The sequence below is a fragment of the Stieleria sedimenti genome (assembly GCF_025060895.1).
Lineage (GTDB): Bacteria > Planctomycetota > Planctomycetia > Pirellulales > Pirellulaceae > Stieleria > Stieleria sedimenti.
Window position 1 is genome coordinate 22,409 of the sequence record NZ_JANZKV010000261.1, and the last position, 20,555, is coordinate 42,963.

Below are 20,555 nucleotides of genomic sequence, written 5' to 3' on the forward strand. Positions count from 1 at the left end.
AAATCCGGTTCGGTCGGGTCGTCTCGACAACCAGTGCAAACGACCCCCAGGGCCGGCGTAGCCGAACGATCTACCCGGCGTCGGCGGTTTAGCCCCTTGGGGATTACCGGTGCATTTTCTACACTCCCGGTTTGGCATTGGCGACTACGGCACGCGCAACAAAGTCGATCCAGCGAAACGCAGGCGGCTGATCGACGCCGCCGACGTTTCCAATTCGTCGCGTGTTTGGCCCGACGTCCCTGCCACCTCGGCTCCCCCCTTAATCCATTCACACCTGCATGAGTGTTTCCAGCGCCCACTCGACGGGCAACTCCACCGAATCAAGCCTTTCCGAGGCCGGCGCTTCGGTGCTGACGGATCAACGCATCGTTGTCCTGGATTTCGGTTCGCAGTACGCCCAGCTGATCGCCCGACGCGTTCGCGAGCAGAACGTCTACTGTCAAATCATCCGACACGATCTGTCCGCCGACCGGATCGCCGAACTGGCCCCCAAAGGCATCATTTTGTCGGGCGGACCGTCCAGTGTTTACGAGGACGGGGCGCCCCGCTGCGATCCCGAGTTGTTCCGCCTGGGGATCCCCGTCCTGGGCATCTGCTACGGATTGCAAGTCGCCTGCGAAGCGTTCGGCGGCAAGGTGACCAACACCTCGCGGCGCGAATACGGCCACGCGATGTGCGAAATCGTTCAGCCCGGAACGCTGTTTGACGAACTGCCGGGCGAGATCGACGTCTGGATGAGCCACGGAGACCAGATCTCGGCGATCAGCGAGCAATTTGAACCGCTCGCCCGAACCAGCACCTGCCCCTTTGCGGCGATCCGTCACAAGGAGTTGCCGGTTTACGGCATGCAGTTCCACCCGGAAGTCACACACACCCCGCTGGGCGGAAAGGTGCTGGCGAACTTTGTCCGAGGCATCTGCGGCTGTGAACCCAATTGGCAGCTGAGCGATTTCGCCGACGCCACCGTCCGCCAGATTCGCGACGCCGTCGGCGACCGACGCGTGATCTGCGGGCTCAGCGGCGGCGTCGATTCCTCCGTCGTCGCGGCACTGCTGTACAAAGCCATCGGCCCCCAGTTGACGTGCATCTTGATCGACAACGGGCTGCTGCGCAAAAACGAACAGGCCTTGGTGATCGACGAATTCACCAATCACTTCAAGGCGGACTTGCACGTCGTCGACGCCGAAGACCGGTTCCTCGCGTCGCTGGCCGGAGTCGTCGAACCACAAGAAAAACGCCGACGCATCGGCCACGACTTTATCGAGTGCTTCAAAAAGGAAGCCGAATCGATCGAGAACGCCCACTTCCTCGCCCAAGGCACCCTGTACCCCGACGTGATCGAAAGCGGCGCCGATCCCGACGGACCGGCCGCGACGATCAAGTTGCACCACAACGTCGGCGGGCTGCCGGAAGAATTGGGGTTTGAACTGATCGAACCGCTCCGCGACCTGTTCAAGGACGAAGTGCGACGACTGGGATTGGAATTGGGCTTGCCGGAAAAACTGGTCTGGCGGCATCCGTTCCCCGGCCCCGGTTTGGCCGTCCGATGCCTGGGCGAAGTCACACGCGACAAACTGGTCGTGCTGCGGGCGGCCGATGCGATCGTGATCGAAGAGATCGAAGCGGCAGGGCTGTACCGCGAGACCAGCCAGACGTTTGCGGTCCTGCTGCCGGTCCAAAGTGTGGGGGTGATGGGCGACGCGAGAACGTATGACAATGCGATCGCCGTCCGCAGCGTCAACACCGACGATTTTATGACGGCCGATTGGAGCCGATTGCCGTACGAGCTGCTGGCGCGGATCAGCACACGAATCATCAATGAAGTCAAGGGCGTCAACCGAGTCTGCTATGACATCAGCAGCAAGCCGCCCGCAACGATCGAATGGGAATAGGACAGGAATAAGCAAGGCATGGGCAGGCAATACATTTACCAAGTCGAAGACTTGACGAAAAAGCACGGTCAAAAGGCGGTGCTCAACGAAGTCAACCTGGCGTTTTACCCGGGCGCGAAAATCGGCGTCCTCGGCCCCAACGGTGCCGGAAAGTCGACGCTGTTGCGGATCATGGCCGGTCAGGACACCGACTTTGACGGCAGCGCGAGACTGACCAGGGGTTTCACCGTCGGCTACCTGGAACAAGAACCGCCGCTGGACGAAACCAAGACGGTGTTTGAAAACGTTCAAACCGCCGTCGCCGAACGTCGCTCGATCGTCGATCGATTCAATGAAATCAGCATGCTGCTCGGCGATGTCACCGACGACGACGAAATGCAAAAGCTGTGCGACGAAATGGCGACGCTGCAGGACACGATCGATGCCTACAACCTGTGGGAACTCGATCGACAAGTCGAGATGGCGATGGCCGTCATGAATCTGCCCCCCGGCGATTCCACCGTGACCACGCTCTCGGGCGGTGAACGCCGACGCGTCGCGCTCTGCCAACTGCTGATCCGCCAGCCCGACCTGCTGCTGTTGGACGAACCGACCAACCACCTCGACGCCGAATCGGTCTCCTGGCTCGAACAACACCTCGCCAAGTACCCCGGCACCGTCGTCGCGGTGACCCACGACCGCTACTTCCTGGACAACGTCGCCCAGTGGATCCTGGAAATCGACCGCGGCCGCGGCATTCCGTTCGAAGGCAACTACACCGCATGGCTGGAAGCGCGCCAGAAACGGATGCAGTTGGAACAACGCCAGGCCAAAGCACGCGAACGCACGCTGGCCAACGAATTGGAATGGATCCGGATGAGCCCCAAAGCCCGCCAGGCGAAAAGCAAGGCGCGGATCAAGGCCTACGAGGATTTGGCGGCCGAGAAATTCGAGGATCGGCCCGACGAGTTGGAGATCCAGATTCCGTCCAATCGTCATCTCGGCGAACTGGTCATCGAAGGCAAGAACATTCACAAGGCGTTCGGCGACAAGGTCTTGATCGATGACCTGTCGTTCCGCTTGCCCGCCGGTGGCATCGTCGGCGTGATCGGCCCCAACGGAGCCGGCAAGACGACGCTGTTCAAGATGCTGACCGGGCAGGAACCGGCCGATGAAGGTCAGTTCCGCGTCGGCGAGACGGTTGACTTGGGCTACGTCGACCAAAGCCGCGATTCGCTGGCCGACGACAACACCGTGTTTGAAGAAATCAGCGGCGGCACCGAGACGATCGTACTGGGAGGTCGCAACGTCAACGCGAGGGCCTATGTCTCGCGTTTTAATTTCAAAGGCCCCGACCAGGAAAAGAAAGTCGGCAAACTGTCCGGTGGTGAACGCAACCGAGTCCACCTGGCAAAACTGTTGCGACGTGGATGCAACGTGCTGCTGCTGGACGAACCGACCAACGACCTCGATGTCGACACGCTGCGTGCGTTGGAAGAAGCGATCATACATTTCGCCGGCTGCGTCGTCGTCACTTCGCACGACCGCTGGTTCCTTGATCGCCTCGCAACGCATATCCTTGCATTCGAAGGCGACGGCAAAGTCACGTGGTGCGAAGGCAACTTCGAAGTCTACGACCGGGGGCTGCGCGAGCGGATGGGCGAGGACCCAAACGAAATCAAACAGGCCCGCTACAAGAGCATCCATGCCGGTTGAACCACCGGTCGGCCAATCCGCCGACACGCCGAACACCTTGATTCCCCAATCAGTCATGCCGCCGATGCGGCAGTTCCCTTTTTTCCCGAACCAAATTTAGCTATGACCATTCTTCGTATCGGAACGAACGAAAAGTACTCCAACAATTGGGAAGACATTTTTGGCGGCAAGCAGAAAAAGGCGGGCAAAAAGAAAGCCGCCAAAAAGGCCGGCAAGAAAAAGGCCGCCGCCGCCGACGTGACCGCAAAGAAGCCGGCGAAAAAGAAAGCCGCCAAGAAGACGGCAACGAAAGTCGTCGCCAAGAGCGTGACCGCCCCGAAAAAGAGCGCCAAGAAAAAGAGCGTCAAAAAGAAAAAGACGACCAAAAAGTGACCCCCCGGTGAGGCCGGTTCCTGTCGAATTCGGCCCACCGTTGTTTGTCCTCTGATTCGGTGAGTCGCCCCACTTTTTGCTGCCCCCACCCCATGTCCAATCTTCCACCACCGGAATCGATCTGCGATTCGCTCAAGCGGTTGGCGGGGTACCTGAATTTCTCCAGCGGCAGCAGCGATCCCAAGATCGCTGCGCTCTGGAACGAAGCGTATTGCCACGCCAGCCAAGGCAATCCCCTGACGGGAACGCCGGCTTGGCTCGTGCTCAATAACTGGATCGAGCAAACCTTGGTCACGCTGGCCGAGTCGACGTCCGCGTTTGCCGACATCACCCAGGCACGCGAAGTCTCACGGCTGTTGCTCAGCGAGTTGCTGCCGGCCTACATGGACTACCACCGGGACTTGCTGTTCCACCAGGAACCCGAAGTCCTGTTCAACGGGTTCTTCTTGGCCCGGGCCGCAGAATCGTTGTTGCGACTGTACAGCGAACAGGACGCGTCGGCCGACGAGGACGCAAAGTCCGACTTGGTCTATCAGGCGATTGGTGAACTCAATGACTTCGTCGGGTATCGCCCCGTCGCGGTGTTGGAAAACCGGCGATGCCAGCCCTACCCGAACGAATTCGTTCGCCCGATCCCGCTCTATGTCCGCGGGGCCGGCGTCTCGGCGGGCCCCTATTCCGAGCTGATCACGCAAACGATCCAGATCCTGCAAGACAGCGACCCTGACGTCCTCCGCAGCGCCTCGTTCGAGTTCGAACAACTCGCCGAATTGTCGCTCGACCCGCGGGCCTATGATTTCGATCATCCGGTCAATCGACGCCCCAACTATCACTTCGGTGGCTGGGACGAACGCAGCGTCAATCCCGAAGGGTATTACGATCGGTTCGTGCTGCGGCAGGTCACGCTCGATTCGCTACTGAAACGGGTCAGCGATCAAGAACAGGTCGAAATCCAAGGACTGGCCCCTGACGAATTGATGACCGAAGCGGCGACGGTTTTGGCCGGCACGATCCTGATGGCCAGCGGCATCAGCGGTTGGGGACCGACGGCTTATTCCAGCGATGTCACGCTGAGCACGTTGATGAAACCGATCGCGGAATATCGCGACGCGTTTTACTTGGACCGGCTGAGCAAACTGACCGGTGACCATCGCGAACGATTGGACGCCGAACAACAGGTTCGCCGGCAACCCTTTGGTGCGGCCCGCCAAAACTTGAACGCCGCATTGGCCGAACGCCGTGCCGCGCAGGTCCAACATGTCCAATTGGCGCGGCTGTACGCCCGCATGGGATACCCCGACGCCGCGGGACGACAAATCGACGTCGTTCCGGCCGCCTCGGCGCGGATGATTTGCCGCATCGACTGCGAAACCACGCTGGGTCTGCGCGCCCTGCGGTTCGGCAAGCTCGACCAGGCGATGGAAGTGCCGCAGCGCGTCTATGACTTGATCAAACGGGCCATCAAGTGCGGCGCCCTGGCCGATCCCTGGGACTTGATCGGTTTTGCCGGCCAATTCAGCTTGCACCCCAGTCCCGAATGCAGCGTTCACGATTCTCGCGCCGATGATCTGCTGTACTTGATCGACCAGCTGTTCAGCTACATGGCCAAGGTCTGGAGCGAAGCGGCGGCACGCAACGATGCCGCGGCTTACGATTCGATCAGCAAGCTCTACCGCGAAGTCGCCGAGTGGTGGCGTCAATTCGGTGCCCACACGGTCGAATCGCTCGAAGCGGCCGATCCGCTGGAATCCTACGATTCGGCGCGTCTGGTCGCCCAAGCCCTGCGCGTCTGGCACGAAGGCGGTGCGGCCGCCGGCGACGTGAAATTCTGGGCGCCCCACGCCGAGTTCTTCGATTCCCCCCGAGCCTATTCGCTGGTGATCTCGGCGCTGTTGGAACGCTACGATTTCCTGCCCGCGATGGCACTGCTGATTCACTGGCTCGGCAACGCCAATGAAATCGGACTTCGCCAAGGCGGCAACTCGTTGCCGCGATTGGCCGAGCGCTGGCTGATGCGATTGCGTGGCCAGTTCGAAGACGAATCTCAGGACGATGTCCAACGCGCCGGTTGCGAGACGTCGGAGATTTGGCCGTTGGCACGCAAGTGTTTCGATTACTTGGAAGCCAACGCCGAAGATTTTTGGTCGGCCCCCCGCTTCGAACTCGCTGACAACGCAAAACCACCCCGCGACTGGGAACGCGAACTCGCCGGTGAAACCCCGGACGATGAAGACGACTCCGAATCCGGCGGGTTGTACGACGCCGCTTACGACGGCGTTTCCTATCGCGACACTACCGACGACGGAATCGACGGCGCGATTTTCGAATATTCCGGCGACGGAAGCCGCGACGAACTGGAAGCCGAATGGAAACGGCTGGTCGATCGGCTCACCTTCCTGCAATCGCTCGCTCGCATGTGGTCGGTCGCTGCCGATATCGTCATCACCGACGACCAAGACGACGCCGAACGTGCCCAAGACCAACTGGTCGCGCTTCGCGATTGGTCCCAACGGGCCAAGGTCAACCGGATCGGACTGCTGGAACTGCTCGATGCCGTCCGCGAGTACAAGATCACGCCCGGCGGCAGCGACAAGGAGTCGATGCGAGACTACGATCGCTCACGGGTGCTGCGTGATTCGCTGATGGAACGGATCATCGGCACGGCGGTCGAAATGTCCGACGCGCGGCGATTGATCTGCGGCGCGATCATCGCCCACGTCGGCCGCCATGAATCGCTCCGTCCCGATGCCGAGCACAGCGAATCGTCGACCGATCAGGTGGCCGGCGAAGAAGCGGGTCTGGACGAGATGTCCGACGACGACGTCCAAGCGGTCAAACTGTATGCGTCATTGATCGCCGGCGATGCCGAATCGACTCGCAAACTGTTCCCCGAATACGTCGACGCGATCAGCAGCGAAAACCTGCTGTACATTCCCATCTCGCGCGGCGGCGACCCGGTCAAAATCTATCTGGCCCGATTGCGTCAACGCGTGCTGCGTCACCTGATGCACTGGCTGCCACGCCGCGGACTGGTCAGCGAAGCGTGCCGCTTGATCGAAGTGTCGCGTTTGATGGAACAGCAAAACAGCGTCGGTATCGGCGCGGTCACGGAATTTGACAGCCTATTCCGTGACGGGTTCACGGCTTTGGTCGACGCGTTGACCGCCGCGGTGCGGCAAGACCGCGACTACGAAGAACTCAACCGAGACGAAACCGCGATCGGCGAAGTTTTGATTCCGCTGGTCGAACGATTGACCGAAACGATGCTCGGATCTTGGCTCGCCCACAGCCAAACGCTGCGTTTGTCGCCGCTCGAAACGGTCAACGACCGCCAAAGCTGGGAACGACTGGTCGAGTTCATTCGCCGCTACGGGGACCCGATTTTCACCCAAGTGTTTTTGCAACTCGGCAACGTCCGCGCGATCCTGCACCAAGGCGTCTCGGACTGGCTGCAACGGGTGATCGACGAAGACGACGCCCAGATCGCCGACATGCAACTGTTCGAGGATCTGCGGAATGGAAAACTGTCCATGAACCAAGCCAATCGTTGGATCACGCTGGTCTACGAAACGCTGATCGATCATCACGCCGAATACCAAGATTACAACAGCACGACGACGCAAAGCGATCGCGGTGATCTGGTTTACATGTTCATGGACTTCCTCCGTCTGCGGGCCAGCTATGAACGCATCGCGTGGAACTTGAAACCCGTCATGTGGGCGCACGAAGTGCTGGTCGGAAACGGACTGGAAAACGCGGCGATGATGTGGCGCCGCAGTTTGAGTGAACGAATCGGCGCCGAGGCCGAGAAGTTCGTCATGCGGCTTCGCAAGATGCAAAAGAACTACTCGATGCGCATGCCCACCGTCGCCGATCGCATCCTGGAACGCTTCGTCCAGCCGATGACGATCGCGCGGATGCGCGCCCTGGTCCAACCCGCGATGCGGGACGCCGAAGCCGGCCGCGAAAGTTCGCGATTTGAATTGCTGGAAGCAGAAGCCGAGTTGCTGGCCCGCACGCCGACCGGTGCCGGGTTGGACGTGCCCGCTTGGCTGGCGGCCTTGGAAGAAGAGGTCGAGCAACTGGCCAAACGCAGCGCCAGCAGCGAGATCGATCCCGAGTCATTGATGACCATCCCGATCGTTCCGCTGGCCATCGACGACCTGAACAATCAACTCGACGTCGCCCAGTCCCAAGGCCGCCGACTACCACACATGCGGTCCAAAGAGTAACCGTCAAAAGCTCAACAACGGCTAGCTCCACTCGAGCGTAGCTATCTGCGCCGGGAGGCGGAACTCCGGCGCTTTCCAGAAGGTCTCTTGGACGACGTGCCAGGATGTTGGTCAAAAAATGTGTTGGTCATAAAATGTGAGCGCCCCGACTCCTTGCCCACCCTCGTCTCACGCATTCACATTTTCTGACCAATCCATCTTTTGACCCTATGCCCTCGCCATCCTGAGTGCGTTGGCCGCAGGCTGAACCATTGCGTTCTATCAGGGATTCAAGCGCGAAGCAGTTAGAGAATTCGATTCTGGCATCATCTTCGGCGTGACCGACGCCTTGAGGCTTTTTCAGACAGAAACTCGTGTCAAAGATTGCGCAACTCGGCTGACACCGCGTGCCGGCAAACTAAAATCAGGCGACGTTCAGTCGGCACGTCCGCCGCTACCGCCGCCCCAAACCAACCGGTGATGGCGGTCGCGGAACTTCATTTTTGTACAGCAGTAATGTTTGAGTGCTAGAAGACACATCTCAAGGTCGCCCCACGGTAACGATCAGCCGGCGAACTCCTTGGTTCCTTGCCCTGATCGCGGCAATTTTTCTGGTTTTGACGGCCGCGGCCCATCTGATCTTCGGTCCAGAGACATCGTCGTTGATGGGGTTTCGCCAACTGGTTGACGTGGATGCCGAGGGCAATTTGCCGACCTGGTTCTCAGCCGCGTTGTTGCACTTTGCCGCGCTCGTGGCGTGGTCCATTTCACCCCGGGACAAAGTAGAAAACCGACTCAGCTGGCAAGCGATCGCGGTTTTATTGTTGTTGATGGGAATCGATGAAATCGCGTCAATCCATAATGCCCCCAGCCGCATCGTCGGTGAGTTATTCGGGAACCGCAGCGGCATCATGATGAATGCCTGGGTCATCCCGGCTAGCATTCTCTGTCTGGTTGTCGCCATTTTTTTTGTTCGATTCCTGACACGACAGCCGAAGTGGCTGGCCATCGGATTGATCACCGCCGCAGGACTTTTCGTTTTTGGTGCCATCGTGCTGGAAATGGCCAGCACCTACGTCGAATACCAAACGGCGGGTCACGATTACGATGGCGAAACGCACTACTCGTTGACCTTTGAACTGATTGCGGTCGGCGAAGAGTTGTTTGAGTATGCCGGCGTGATCCTGACCATCAGCTTGTTGTTACGTCGCGGCCGAGAAGTGAATGCGGAGATCGGCCTGACCGTCTAGGACCGAGCCGAGGCGAAAAAGGGTCAGGAGCCTTTTTGGTACTCTGGGCAACTGACGTTTGCCTATTCTTCCTAAAAGGCTCCTGACCCTTTTTTGCACCGGCAGGCCCTGAGCCTGCATGCGGCCGGAGACTGCTACTCGGGGCGCGCACAACGATTTATATTGTCATGATTCACACGCCGAACCTGGAATATTGCCCCCCTGCTTCCTCTTTTCCCCCCCGAGCCACTCACATGCCCGACACACCCGTTCATCTTGCCGTTGACTTGGGAGCCTCCAGTGGCCGCGTGATTGCCGGACGCATCGACGGCGGAAAGCTACAGCTGGAAGAGGTGCATCGTTTCGCCAACGATCCGGTGACGATTCAAAATTCGCTGCAGTGGAACGTTCACGGTTTGTGGGCCGAAATCCTGGAAGGGCTGCGGATCGCGGCGACTCGCTTCGAGTCGATTCGATCGGTCGGCGTCGATACCTGGGGCGTCGACTATGTCTTAGTCGACGACAACGACCAGATCGCGGCGCCGATTCGGCACTACCGCGACGCCCGCAACAACGGCATGGTCGAACGCGCCTTTGAGATTCTCGGCGGTGCCGAACAAGGGCGTCGACGGATGTTCGAAGCGACGGGATTGCAGTTCATGCAAATCAATTCGGTCTTTCAACTGCTTTCGGCCGTCACCCACAACGAACGGTCACTGCAAATTGCCGACGGCTTCATGATGATGGGCGACTTCTTTCACTGGTTGCTCTCGGGCAAACGCAGCATCGAAGCCACCAACGCCTCCACCAGCCAGATGCTCGATCCCCGAACGGGCCGGTGGCAGACGGAGATGATCGAAGCACTCGGCATTCCGACCAAGCTGCTCGGTCCCGTTTCCTTGCCCGCGACGACCTTGGGCAATGTTCAACCCTCGGTTGCCGAGGTGACGGGTTTGCAAGATGTCGCCGTCGTCTTGCCGGCCACGCACGACACCGCGTCGGCGGTGCTGGCGGTGCCGGTCGACGGTTTCGCGCCCGAAAAGCCAGATTGGTGCTACATCAGCTCCGGGACTTGGTCCCTGATGGGCTGTGAATTGGCGTCACCACGCGTCACCCAGCGGTGTTCGGAATTCAACTTCACCAACGAAGGCGGCGTGGGCGGCAGCACCCGTTTGCTGAAGAACCTCGGCGGCTTGTGGATCTTTCAACAGCTTCGCAAGTCCATGCAACGCCGCGGAAACGAGGTGACGTGGGAATCGATGGTCACCCAAGCCGAGTCGGCGGCACCGTTTCAGTTGTTGATCGACCCGGACCATCCGGATTTCGCCGCTCCGACCGACATGCTTGATGCGATCGAAGAGTTTGCGACGAAAACGGGACAGCCGAAACCGGATTCCGAGGGCGGCTACTATCGCGCCTCATTGGAAGGCTTGGCGTTGCGGTACCGAGTATGTTTGGGAATGTTGGAGCAGCTCGTCGACAACCGGATCGAGACGATTCATATCGTCGGCGGCGGAACGATGAACGAGCTGCTGTGCCAGATGACCGCCGATGCCTGCAATCGAACCGTGATCACCGGGCCGGTCGAAGCGACGGCGATCGGGAACCTGTTGATGCAAATGGTGGGCACCGGAGTGATCGGCAGCGGCAATCCACAGGAACTCACCACCGCAGTCCTCCAGTCCCGCAAACTGGTGCGAGAGAGTTTTGCGGTGAAGACCTACACGCCACAAAATGCGGCCCAATGGGACGAGCCCGCCGAGCGCTTCGTCGGCCTGGCCGATTGATGCATCCGGCTCCGCGGGAGAACCAGCCGATGGGAGTCCCAAGCAAAGACTCGATCCGCCGCGCCGCAGCCGCTGCACGACGCGTTCAAGATGACAAAGAACGGCTCAGCCGCCAGATCACCGACCGACTGCAATCGATGCCGCAGTATGCCGCGGCCGGCTGCGTGCTGTGGTACGTCCACGTGCGGGACGAAGTCCGCACCGAACAGGCGTTGCAGGACGCGCTGCGGGGAGCCCGGCGGTCGGGCAAAAAGATCGTGGTGCCGTATTGTGTCGGCGAGCACCTGCATCTGTTCGATTTGCGCGGGTGGGACGATCTGTCACCCGGGGCATTCGGCATCTTGGAACCGCGTCCCGAGCGACGCGGCCGAGCGGACCGCTCGGTTGCCGCGACGGAACTGGATTTGATCGTGGTTCCGGGTGTTGCCTTTGACCCCGACGGGGGGCGGCTGGGGCATGGTCGCGGATTTTACGACCGTCTGTTGGCCGGCGTGCGGGCTGAAACGGTGCTCGTCGGGGTGGCCTTTGAGTGCCAGATCGTGCCACACGTCCCGCTGGACGATCATGACGTCTCGATGGATTGGGTGGTCACCGAGAAGCGATTGATGGGCTGTCAGGGCGGTCCCCGGGTCCGCGCTGGGGACGAACATTGGTAGGCTTTCCTTTTGAACGTCTTTATTCACTTGGCAATTTTAGGATGCCGTCTGTGCCGTACGCCCAAATTGGCCCTATCGCCGTTCATTTACCGGAAAAGGTAGAAACCAACGAGGAGCTTCAGCGGGAATTCCCGAGGTGGGATTTAGCGCTGATTGAAGAGAAAACGGGGATTCGCCAGCGCTACATTGCCGCCGAGAACGAGACATCGAGCGACTTGGCGGTGGCCGCGGCCGAGAAACTGTTTGCGGAACAGCAAATCGACCCGAACTCCATCGATTTCGTGCTCTTTTGCACACAAACGCCCGACTACCCGCTGCCGACGACCAGCTGCCTGATCCAGGATCGGCTCGCGCTTCCGACGCACTGCGGGGCATTGGATTTCAACCTCGGCTGCAGCGGCTACGTTTACGGACTGGCCGTCGCCGATGGTCTGATCCAAAGCGGGGTGGCCAAGCGAATCCTGTTTCTGACCGCAGAAACGTACACCAAATACATCGACCCGGCGGACCGCAGTTTGCGAACAATTTTCGCCGACGGAGCCGCGGCGACGTTGGTCACCGCCGGCGACACGCCCTCCTTGCGAGGGTTCAAATTCGGCAGTGACGGCAGCGGTGCGGACATGTTGATCGTCGGCGACGGCGGCGCCCGAGCCCCCGACGACGCGATCCCACCGCGACATCGCAAACGCTGGAAAAGCCGTCTGTACATGGACGGGCCGAGCCTGATCAATTTCACCGTCGACGCCGTGCCCCAATTGATCGAGCAAGTTTTGCAGCAAGAGCAGCTGACCGACGCCGATATTTCGCAATACTTAATGCATCAGGCGACCTGGAAAATGCTCGACGAGCTGCGAATTCGACTGGATCTGGCGCCCGAGCGGCTTCCGATCGAGTTGGCGGACATCGGCAACACCGTCTCGTGCACGCTGCCGATCCTGATCGACCAGCTGCGCAAGTCTGGTCGACTGGACCGCGAATCCGTTAACATGCTGATCGGCTTCGGTGTCGGCCTGTCCTGGGCAGGCTGCGTCTGGCAAGATCTGGCGGGCTGAATTGCGGGCTGAATTGCGGGCTGAACAATGGCGTTGTGACCGTCACCCGAGAAGCGACCATGTCTGGTCCACAAAGTATCGGGTCCGACTGAACAGGTAGCATCCAACCATGGTCGAATTCTTAAGCGGAAAACTGCTCATCGCGTCGCCGTATCTAAACGACCCGAACTTTTTGCGCAGCGTCGTCTTGATTGTCAGCCATGACGAGGAGGGGGCGTTCGGCCTGTCGCTCAATCGGCCCACCGACCAACGGCTCAGCCAAATCGTGGAACTGTCGATGCCGCAGGGTTCGGTCCGCGACGATGACTTGATTTTCGAAGGTGGTCCGGTCGACGGCCCGCTGTTGGCGTTACACGATTTGGTCGGAATCGGCTCACCGGTCGGCCAAAATTCGTCCGGGTTATGGCTGACCGGTGAAGAAGACCACCTGCGGTTGCTGTTGTCGCGTGTCGATGCCCGCGTCCGATTCGTGTCGCAGTATTCGGGTTGGGGCCCGGGTCAATTGGATCACGAAATGCAGTGCGGGGGCTGGTTGGTCGGCGCGGCCAAAGCCGACGTGGTGTTCGATGACCCGGAACAGGTTTGGGAGTCGGCGGTCAAACGCTGCGGCCACGAAATCCTTTCTTCACTCTCGCCCGGATTGCGTTTCAACGATCCGTCGGTGAATTAAAGCGGTCGGGCGAATGCGGCGTTTTGTAATCGGAGACATTCACGGCTGCGACAAGGCACTACGAACGCTGATCGAATGCATCGCGCCGGAGCCGGACGATGAGCTGATTTTCCTGGGCGACTACGTCGATCGCGGCCCGGACAGCCGTGGCGTGATCGACCAGTTGATCGAACTGCAATCGCGTTGCCGTGTCGTCGCGCTGCGTGGCAACCATGAGATCATGCTGTGCGGCGTCGCCTTCGGTGGGCTCGACGGGGAGATGTGGTTGGCCGCCGGTGGCAAGGCGACCGTGACCAGCTACGGCGGATCGCTCGACAAGATTCCCGCCGCCCACAAAAAGTTTCTGCTGTCGTTGCTTCCGCACTACGAAACGCAACAGTCGATCTTCGTGCATGCCTGTTACGATGCGCGAACGCCGATGGACCAACAGCCCGAAGAGCTGCGTTACTGGACCCACCTGAACACCACGCCGGGCCCGCACTTTTCGGGCAAAAAAGTCTTCGTCGGGCACACGCCTCAGCCCACCGGCGTGGTGCTCGATCTAGGCTACCTGGTCTGCGTCGACACCTATTGCTTCGGCAACGGCTTTTTGACCGGTATGAACGTGGCCACCAATGAGATCATCCAAGTGGACAAAAAGGGGTTCCGCCGGCGAGTCCCGGCGGCGGCGTTTTTGCTTTTCGTCGCCGATGCGTTCAAATTTGTCCACCGATTGATCACCAAACGCCGCCGAGTGGAACTGCCAATCCCCGCCGAACCTCTCAACGCGCCGAAACCCGGCGATCAACCGGAGTGATGAGCAACACGTCACCAGACGGCACAGCAGAGGGTTCCACTGCGATGCCGACACGCTCCGGCGGCATCGCCGTCGCGCCCGCGCACCAACCACCCGGCCCGTCGCGACCGACAGAAGCGACGGCAGATTCATTCCCCCGCGTCGGCTATCAACCGCGTTCGGGCATGATCGTGACCGGCATCGCGTTCGTGTTCCTCACCGTGTGGTTGACCACGCTGTTGGATGCGGGCACGACCGAAACACTCGTCGCGACCGCTGCGAGTTGCTTTCTGGCCGGCACCGCGCTGGTCATCAACAACCTGCTTCGCTGGGAGAACGCAGAGAACGCCTACGAGAAACAACGCTTGAGTGCGGTGACTTGGAACGCGCGATTTCGAAAGCTGCATTCTGAATCGACACGCACCGCCGCGGTCTTGTCACACATGTCCGATGGGATCGTGATGTTGTCCCCCAAGACCGAGATCCTGCTGATCAACGAAGCGGCGGCGCGGTTGTTGGCGATCCCGGTCGATAGCGTCTACTTGGGGCGTCGTCTGGCAGAACTCGTTCGCGTGCCCGAAATCATTCGCGCCACTGGAAAGGCTCAACGTGACAACGTCGATCAAAACGTCTCCGTCGAAATCGTCGACGGCTCCATCGTTCGACCGGTTGCCGTCCGCATCAGCCGGATCCATGACGCCGATCCGCCGCACCTGTTGCTCGTCTTTCGCGACGAAACCGACGCCCATCGTGTCGAAGCGATCCGGCGCGAATTCATCGCCAACGTTTCGCATGAACTGAAAACCCCGTTGGCGGCCATCAAGGGGTATGCCGAAACCGTGGAATTGGCGATCGAGGACGACCCCGAAGCGGCCAAGCACTTCATCGCCCAAATCGACACGCAATGCTTGAGACTGGAAGACCTGATCGCGGACATGATGCGATTGGCCCGCGCCCAATCCGGCAAGGGCACGCTGATGGTCCAGACGATCGATCTGGAGAAAGTGATCCGGCAGGCCTTCAGCTCGTTTCAGCCGGTCGCCGCGGCCAAGCAAATCGAATTGACCCTGCGTCCCAGCGGTGCCCCGGTTCACGTCCTGGCCGACGAAGAAGCCGCCTTGGCGATCACCCAAAACCTGATCAGCAATGCGATTCGGCACACCGATGCCGGCGGGCACGTCACCGTGTCTTGCCGCCAAGAGAACGAGGGTTGGATGATGGCCGTGGAAGACGACGGCGTCGGCATCGCACCGGAGTTCCAGGAGCGGATCTTTGAACGGTTCTATCGCGTCAAACGGGCCCGCAAGGCGGTCGACGGGGGGACCGGAATCGGCTTGGCGATCGTCAAGAATCTGACCCGGGCCCTGGGGGGCACGGTTTCGGTGACCAGCAGCCCCGGGGAGGGGGCGACGTTCGAAGTCTGGCTGCCCAAACCCTGATTCCCGCCACGCCTTCACCAAAGCTTCATGGTGAAAAAGTGCTTCAGTAGGGTGTACTTTTCAGGTAATTTCACCAGGATGTCGTTTTGCGAGCTGTCCGCCCGCCGACCGCCCCAAACGCGGAAACGGCGGCCAGCCTCGTTTCGAGATTTGTCCGCATGGATCCAGTCAAACGCTGAGGCATGTCCACCAATACCAAGGTTTTGGTCGTCGAAGATTACAGCCCGTTGGCGGAGTCGCTCGAGTACCAACTCAAACGAGCCGGCTACGAAGTCTATCGCGCCAGCGACGGACGCGAGGGCGTCGATCAGGCGAAACTCTATCTTCCCGATCTCGTCATCCTGGACATCGATCTGCCGATCCTCGGTGGCATCGAAGTCTGTAAACAATTGCGCGCCGATCCCAAGACGCGGGAAACGCTGATTCTGATGGTGACCGCGATGGGCGAAGAATCAGATCAGGTGGTCGGGTTCGCCGTCGGAGCCGATGACTACGTCGTCAAACCCGTCGAAAGCTATAAGGTGCTGCTGCAACGAATCAAAGCGTTGCTGCGTCGACGCGAACCGATCTTGGACGACCATGAATCGGTCAGCCACCAAAACGTGACCGTCGATCGACGACGCTTCGTGGTCACGGTCGAGGAGTCACCGCTGAAGTTGACCAAGAGCGAATTCCGACTGCTCGACGCCTTGATCCGACAACCCGGACGCGCCTTCGGCCGGAGCGAACTGGTCGACGCCGCCTTGGGCGAAGACACGGTTGTCCTGGATCGCACCATCGATGTTCATGTCCGCGCGCTCCGCAAAAAAATGGGAACCGCCGCCGACTTGATCGAAACCGTTCGCGGTGTCGGCTACCGTTTCAAAGAGTAACGCAGCGCGACAAACGGGGTGTTTTTTGTTAGCGGTAGGGCGCGAGCCCTCCGGTTTTTCACGGTGTTTTTAAAGCGTAACCGGACGGCTCGCGGGCCGTCGGTTTAGTCGGGTTCTGCTAACACCTTTGGGCGTTTAGGCCGCTGCGTGGGACGTGTCCTGCTCTGTGGCGTCACCAGCCGGCCGCCGGCGTCGACGTGGTTCCGATTCGGGTTGCATCTTGTCAAACAAGTTGCCCAGCAACCGAGGGTGCAAACACACAGACGCCCAAATCAATCCGAACGCCGCACCACCCAGGATGTCGCTGGGAAAGTGGGCCATGCTCGCCAACCGTTGCAACCCGGTCCCCAAGCAGATCGCCGCGAACAGCCAGCGGCCGCGGGGCAACACCATCCACAACCCAACCGTCAACGCAGTGGCCGTCGCCATGTTCCCACTGGGAAAGGCGCGCGTGCTGGCATCAAACGTGGCGACTTGGGAAAGCGTCCAGTCGAACGCCCACAGCCACGCCGAATCGATCGACGCGACGTCCAAGTTCAATCCCGACGGACGCGGACGCAAAACAAACATCTTTGCCAACGTCGCAATCGCTCCGGCACCGATCGCCAGCGTCGCCAGGCGAGGCAAATGCCAGCGACACTGGGGAGCCATCAAAAAGATCCCGAACAGCACCAGAAAGACACCGCTGCCGTGCGAGAAGATCTGCATCAATTCCAATCCGTTGCGAAACTCGCGGGGCAACGGATCACTCGAAAACCACCGCGCCACGGAGATGTCGATCAACGTGATCATCGGCACCGACAGCAACAGCATTCCGGCGAACCAGAGCAGGGCGCTGACCCGAAACGCAGCCACAGACCCGTCGGTCTGCGGATAGACCAAACGCAAGCTTGCATCGCCCACCGCGGGTTCGGACCGCGGTGTCGGCCGGCCGGGTTCATCGCCGCTGGGGGTCTCGTGGAGTGGTGCTGCAGATCGCATGAGGAAGGCAACTCTCGGGCGTTGAGCGGTGTCCGTGAAACATCGGTTCGTGAAACAGGATCGCCGGGTGCCAACCAAGTCGCGACCGGCAATCCTCGTTCAACGTCGGACACTAGCGAAATCTCCTCCCAGAATGAAAGACGCATTTTCACACCGCCCGGAACACCAGCCGGGAACCGAAAGAATCCGTTTGAGCAGTTTTAGTCAACTTTGACGGTTGCGTTGACGATGACGACGGTAGACAGGGCGTGCCAGCAGGTAGGGCGTCCCGGTCGCCTGTTGTTGGATTAGATCACAAGGCGTGCGAAAGCTTTTTGCAAAGGAATTCGCAAGCGATTTCGTTTCAGGGATGAATCACGATGTCACGCGTGTTGGGCTTGTTACTCGTTGGATGGATCACCGTCTCGCTGACCGGATGCGTCGGACCGATGGGAGCCGGCTGCTGCGGCACGTCGATCGGACCGGGATGGGGCAGCAGTTGCGACGCCGGGTGCAGCGACTCCTCTTGCGGCAGCTGTAATGCGTGCACCGGATGCGGCGAGCTGTACGTCGATCCATGGATCAACCATCCGGCCGACTGCGTCGACCCCTGCGATGCCTGTGGCAACTACAACGGGCAAAGCTGTGGCAAGTGCCGCAGTGTGTTCGCAGGCTTCCGAACGCTTTGGGGATACCGCTGCGGCTGCGACCCGGGTCCGATCTCCACAACGCGACGCGGATTCGCCCCGACGTGTGCAAGCGGATGCGATGGCTGTGACAGCTGCGGCATCGAGCCGGCATGCGGTTGCGAGGGCTCATGCGACTGCCCCGTCATTGAGCCGGGCTGTGGTTTCGAACCGGCCTGTGGGATTGAACCCGGCTGTGGCTTTGAACCGGCCTGCGGCTTTGAACCGGCCTGCGGATGTGAAGGCCCTTGCAGTTGCGAACCGGCGTGCGGATGCGAAGGCGGTTGCAACTGCGGCGGAGCCATCAGCGAAAGCTATGGGCCACCGACAGGTGAAATCATCATCGAGTCACCCGGTCAGGCCGCCTATCCTGTTCACGAACAACCCTACGCCCCGCAACGCACGCGAAAGATTTTCAATCCCCGCACCGAGACCGCATCCCGCGGTGGATTCTTGAATGAGTACCGACGCTAACGCAGCGGAAGGCGATAAGCAGTCGCGGCGTTCTTCCAATAGTAGTGCTCTCGGGCATCTTGGCCTTTTTCACTGATGAACCGATCCACCAGCCGCATGAAGCTTGCATAAGAACCGGTGTGCTTCGTGACGGGCCAATTGCTACCGTAGATCAGGCGCTCCTTCCCAAAGTTCTTCCAGAGCAAATCGAGAACGGGTTGGTAGTGATCGATCGACTGTGGGGCAGGCTGTGGGACGGATCGCTGGTACAGGCCGGATATCTTGCAGTAGACGTTTTTGTTCTGTGCCAGGTTTTCAACGGCGGCGATCCATTCTCGCTGAGGTCGCTTTCCGTCAAAGTTGTAACCCAGGCAATGGTTCACCACGATGCGGAGACGAGGGATCTTGCGGGCAACGCCATCGATCGTCTCGATTCCGGGTATTCCGCCACTGTTGGTGAGGTAGTCCATCGCCAGGTCATGCTCGGCAAGCAACGCCAGATTTTTGAGCACGATTTCATCCGAGAAATCGATCGGTTTTGTTCCGCGTGGACGCACGCCGACGAATCGGCGGTCTCGCTTGAGCGTCACCAACTGGTCTTCGAAGTCCTCGCGATAGACATCAATGTTCCCGACAAGCCCCAGGTAGAAGTCGTCACCGGCGACGAGGTCAAGGACCCACCGATTGTCCGCCAGATGTTTGCTTGCTTCAACGATCACGACTCCCGTCACCCCAGAGGCTTTGGCGACCCTGGAATACTCCGCGGGCAGATGCGGTTTGTAGAGCACTCTGTCATCTTTTGGTGGCCACGAGATTTCAATATCGCGAGTGGTGTCGTAGAGATGGATGTGGGTGTCGATCAGGTGTTTCACAGGAGCGAGATCTTGCGCCTTTGACGCGTGTGCCCCGATGCAGAGCACCAAAAGAATAAGCGGTAGTCGTTTCATCGTATTAGCTGTGGCTCGGGCAGCCCCGTTCGACGGGTATCAAATTCTCGATTTCGCACGTGGAATTGCATTCCAGTCCATTGTTGACGAATACCGGCCGGCGAGCCACCCTGGGCGTGACATCGAAGCCATACGGAGTACTACGAGCCCGGCGTGACGTTTGTCTTGAACCGATCAATCGCCTGCTTCATGGACCGTGTCACTTCGGGATGCTGGTCTGCCACGCTGGTGGTTTCTTGCGGATCAAGCTCAAGATTGAACAGTTGAACGTTTTCTTCCTTGACGATCATTTTCCAATCGCCGCGCCGCATCGCCGTTCCGAGTTTGGGTTCGTATCCGAAGAAGATGTCCCTGTCCGGAAAGTCTTTTTGCTCAAGCAGGTGCATCTTGAAACTCGCCCCGTCCAGATTCTCCGGGTTATCTTTCGAAACGCCGGCGATATCGGTGAGTGTGGGGAACAGATCGAAGCCAACGATCAACTTATCAGATCGGCTCCCCGCCTTGATCTTGCCCGGCCACCACGCGACGGCCGGTACGCGGTGCCCACCTTCATAATGGCTGAACTTGCCACCACGCAACCGACGAAACGCTTTCGGGCTCATCCCCACTGCACCGTTGTCGGACTGCAGACCGAGGAGTTGGTGTGGAAGTCGGTGAATACCATCCCCTGTTTCGCCATCTGCTCGATCCGCGGAGTCTTGACCCAGCCGTCGTACAAGGCCATATCGCAACAGCCCAGGCCATCGGCCAGGATGACCACGATGTTAGGCCGCGTCTCGGCGCGAGCCGAATCGGTCGAGACGACACAGCAGAAACAAGTCAACCAGCAGGCGAGCAGACGCAACATGAGAAATGGTCG

At 59.8% G+C, this 20,555-nt stretch carries 17 protein-coding genes; 13 read left to right on the plus strand and 4 right to left on the minus strand.

All coding sequences use genetic code 11. From position 1 onward, the window contains the following. Positions 1-278: 278 nt before the first annotated feature. The 12 genes from guaA to NZK35_RS28735 all read left to right on the plus strand — a co-directional run bounded on the left by guaA (position 279) and on the right by NZK35_RS28735 (position 16,650). Positions 279-1,892: a glutamine-hydrolyzing GMP synthase gene (guaA, locus tag NZK35_RS28680; RefSeq protein WP_259635960.1), complete on the plus strand. Its 1,614-nt coding sequence runs from the start codon at positions 279-281 to the stop codon at positions 1,890-1,892. A gap of 18 nt (positions 1,893-1,910) precedes the next feature. Then, the gene (gene ettA / locus NZK35_RS28685; protein ID WP_259635961.1) at positions 1,911-3,587 is read left to right on the plus strand and encodes an energy-dependent translational throttle protein EttA; all 1,677 of its coding nucleotides are present in this window, start codon (positions 1,911-1,913) and stop codon (positions 3,585-3,587) included. A 102-nt stretch (positions 3,588-3,689) separates the two neighbouring features. Further along, positions 3,690-3,959 carry a hypothetical protein gene (locus NZK35_RS28690; protein ID WP_259635962.1) on the plus strand — a complete coding sequence of 90 codons (270 nt, stop codon included), beginning with the start codon at positions 3,690-3,692 and terminating at the stop codon, positions 3,957-3,959. Positions 3,960-4,051: 92 nt separating this feature from the next. After that, positions 4,052-8,191, plus strand: a complete 4,140-nt coding sequence (locus tag NZK35_RS28695; protein WP_259635963.1) for a hypothetical protein — start codon at positions 4,052-4,054, stop codon at positions 8,189-8,191. Between the two features lie 503 nt (positions 8,192-8,694). Continuing rightward, a complete protein-coding gene (locus tag NZK35_RS28700; RefSeq protein ID WP_259635964.1) occupies positions 8,695-9,420 on the plus strand; it encodes a hypothetical protein in 726 nt (241 codons plus the stop codon). Between the two features lie 233 nt (positions 9,421-9,653). Further along, complete coding sequence (locus NZK35_RS28705) at positions 9,654-11,186, plus strand: rhamnulokinase (protein ID WP_259635965.1); 1,533 nt, start codon at positions 9,654-9,656, stop codon at positions 11,184-11,186. Positions 11,187-11,215: 29 nt separating this feature from the next. Beyond that, a complete protein-coding gene (locus tag NZK35_RS28710) occupies positions 11,216-11,842 on the plus strand; it encodes a 5-formyltetrahydrofolate cyclo-ligase (RefSeq protein ID WP_259635966.1) in 627 nt (208 codons plus the stop codon). A 50-nt stretch (positions 11,843-11,892) separates the two neighbouring features. Beyond that, complete coding sequence (locus NZK35_RS28715; protein ID WP_259635994.1) at positions 11,893-12,894, plus strand: ketoacyl-ACP synthase III; 1,002 nt, start codon at positions 11,893-11,895, stop codon at positions 12,892-12,894. Between the two features lie 109 nt (positions 12,895-13,003). Next, positions 13,004-13,564 carry a YqgE/AlgH family protein gene (locus tag NZK35_RS28720; RefSeq protein ID WP_259635967.1) on the plus strand — a complete coding sequence of 187 codons (561 nt, stop codon included), beginning with the start codon at positions 13,004-13,006 and terminating at the stop codon, positions 13,562-13,564. Positions 13,565-13,577: 13 nt separating this feature from the next. Continuing rightward, a complete protein-coding gene (locus NZK35_RS28725) occupies positions 13,578-14,360 on the plus strand; it encodes a metallophosphoesterase family protein (RefSeq protein ID WP_259635968.1) in 783 nt (260 codons plus the stop codon). Between the two features lie 44 nt (positions 14,361-14,404). Beyond that, positions 14,405-15,778 carry a sensor histidine kinase gene (locus NZK35_RS28730; protein ID WP_259635969.1) on the plus strand — a complete coding sequence of 458 codons (1,374 nt, stop codon included), beginning with the start codon at positions 14,405-14,407 and terminating at the stop codon, positions 15,776-15,778. A 182-nt stretch (positions 15,779-15,960) separates the two neighbouring features. Further along, entirely contained in the window at positions 15,961-16,650 is a 690-nt protein-coding gene (locus NZK35_RS28735; RefSeq protein WP_259635970.1) for a response regulator transcription factor, read from the plus strand. A gap of 135 nt (positions 16,651-16,785) precedes the next feature. Here NZK35_RS28735 and NZK35_RS28740 read toward each other — a convergent pair whose 3' ends face one another. Beyond that, positions 16,786-17,631 carry a phosphatase PAP2 family protein gene (locus NZK35_RS28740; RefSeq protein ID WP_259635971.1) on the minus strand — a complete coding sequence of 282 codons (846 nt, stop codon included), beginning with the start codon at positions 17,629-17,631 and terminating at the stop codon, positions 16,786-16,788. Between the two features lie 359 nt (positions 17,632-17,990). On the opposite strand from NZK35_RS28740, the gene NZK35_RS28745 reads away from it, so the two are divergent. Then, positions 17,991-18,770, plus strand: coding sequence for a hypothetical protein (locus tag NZK35_RS28745; protein ID WP_259635972.1), 780 nt, complete (start codon positions 17,991-17,993; stop codon positions 18,768-18,770). On the opposite strand, the gene NZK35_RS28750 is transcribed toward NZK35_RS28745, so the two are convergent. From NZK35_RS28750 to NZK35_RS28760, 3 genes are all read right to left on the minus strand, one after another. Then, positions 18,767-19,696, minus strand: a complete 930-nt coding sequence (locus NZK35_RS28750) for an amidohydrolase family protein (protein ID WP_259635973.1) — start codon at positions 19,694-19,696, stop codon at positions 18,767-18,769. The two genes, NZK35_RS28745 and NZK35_RS28750, sit on opposite strands and share 4 nt — an antisense overlap. A gap of 140 nt (positions 19,697-19,836) precedes the next feature. Next, a complete protein-coding gene (locus NZK35_RS28755) occupies positions 19,837-20,298 on the minus strand; it encodes a sulfatase/phosphatase domain-containing protein (RefSeq protein WP_259635974.1) in 462 nt (153 codons plus the stop codon). Continuing rightward, on the minus strand, positions 20,295-20,543 hold the full coding sequence (locus NZK35_RS28760) for a sulfatase-like hydrolase/transferase (protein ID WP_259635975.1): 249 nt from the start codon (positions 20,541-20,543) through the stop codon (positions 20,295-20,297). Before NZK35_RS28760 ends, NZK35_RS28755 begins: the two co-directional genes overlap by 4 nt. Between the last annotated feature and the right edge of the window lie 12 nt (positions 20,544-20,555).

What these genes read in the sequence shown, in the direction of transcription:
- NZK35_RS28760 (WP_259635975.1), bottom strand. Translation starts at nt 20,543, where the DNA reads ATGTTGCGTCTGCTCGCCTGCTGGTTGACTTGTTTCTGCTGTGTCGTC.
- ettA (WP_259635961.1), top strand. Translation starts at nt 1,911, where the DNA reads ATGGGCAGGCAATACATTTACCAAGTCGAAGACTTGACGAAAAAGCAC.
- NZK35_RS28710 (WP_259635966.1), top strand. Translation starts at nt 11,216, where the DNA reads ATGGGAGTCCCAAGCAAAGACTCGATCCGCCGCGCCGCAGCCGCTGCA.
- NZK35_RS28705 (WP_259635965.1), top strand. Translation starts at nt 9,654, where the DNA reads ATGCCCGACACACCCGTTCATCTTGCCGTTGACTTGGGAGCCTCCAGT.
- NZK35_RS28740 (WP_259635971.1), bottom strand. Translation starts at nt 17,631, where the DNA reads ATGCGATCTGCAGCACCACTCCACGAGACCCCCAGCGGCGATGAACCC.
- NZK35_RS28745 (WP_259635972.1), top strand. Translation starts at nt 17,991, where the DNA reads ATGTCACGCGTGTTGGGCTTGTTACTCGTTGGATGGATCACCGTCTCG.
- NZK35_RS28725 (WP_259635968.1), top strand. Translation starts at nt 13,578, where the DNA reads ATGCGGCGTTTTGTAATCGGAGACATTCACGGCTGCGACAAGGCACTA.
- guaA (WP_259635960.1), top strand. Translation starts at nt 279, where the DNA reads ATGAGTGTTTCCAGCGCCCACTCGACGGGCAACTCCACCGAATCAAGC.
- NZK35_RS28755 (WP_259635974.1), bottom strand. Translation starts at nt 20,298, where the DNA reads ATGAGCCCGAAAGCGTTTCGTCGGTTGCGTGGTGGCAAGTTCAGCCAT.
- NZK35_RS28730 (WP_259635969.1), top strand. Translation starts at nt 14,405, where the DNA reads ATGCCGACACGCTCCGGCGGCATCGCCGTCGCGCCCGCGCACCAACCA.
- NZK35_RS28735 (WP_259635970.1), top strand. Translation starts at nt 15,961, where the DNA reads ATGTCCACCAATACCAAGGTTTTGGTCGTCGAAGATTACAGCCCGTTG.
- NZK35_RS28695 (WP_259635963.1), top strand. Translation starts at nt 4,052, where the DNA reads ATGTCCAATCTTCCACCACCGGAATCGATCTGCGATTCGCTCAAGCGG.
- NZK35_RS28690 (WP_259635962.1), top strand. Translation starts at nt 3,690, where the DNA reads ATGACCATTCTTCGTATCGGAACGAACGAAAAGTACTCCAACAATTGG.
- NZK35_RS28750 (WP_259635973.1), bottom strand. Translation starts at nt 19,696, where the DNA reads ATGAAACGACTACCGCTTATTCTTTTGGTGCTCTGCATCGGGGCACAC.
- NZK35_RS28720 (WP_259635967.1), top strand. Translation starts at nt 13,004, where the DNA reads ATGGTCGAATTCTTAAGCGGAAAACTGCTCATCGCGTCGCCGTATCTA.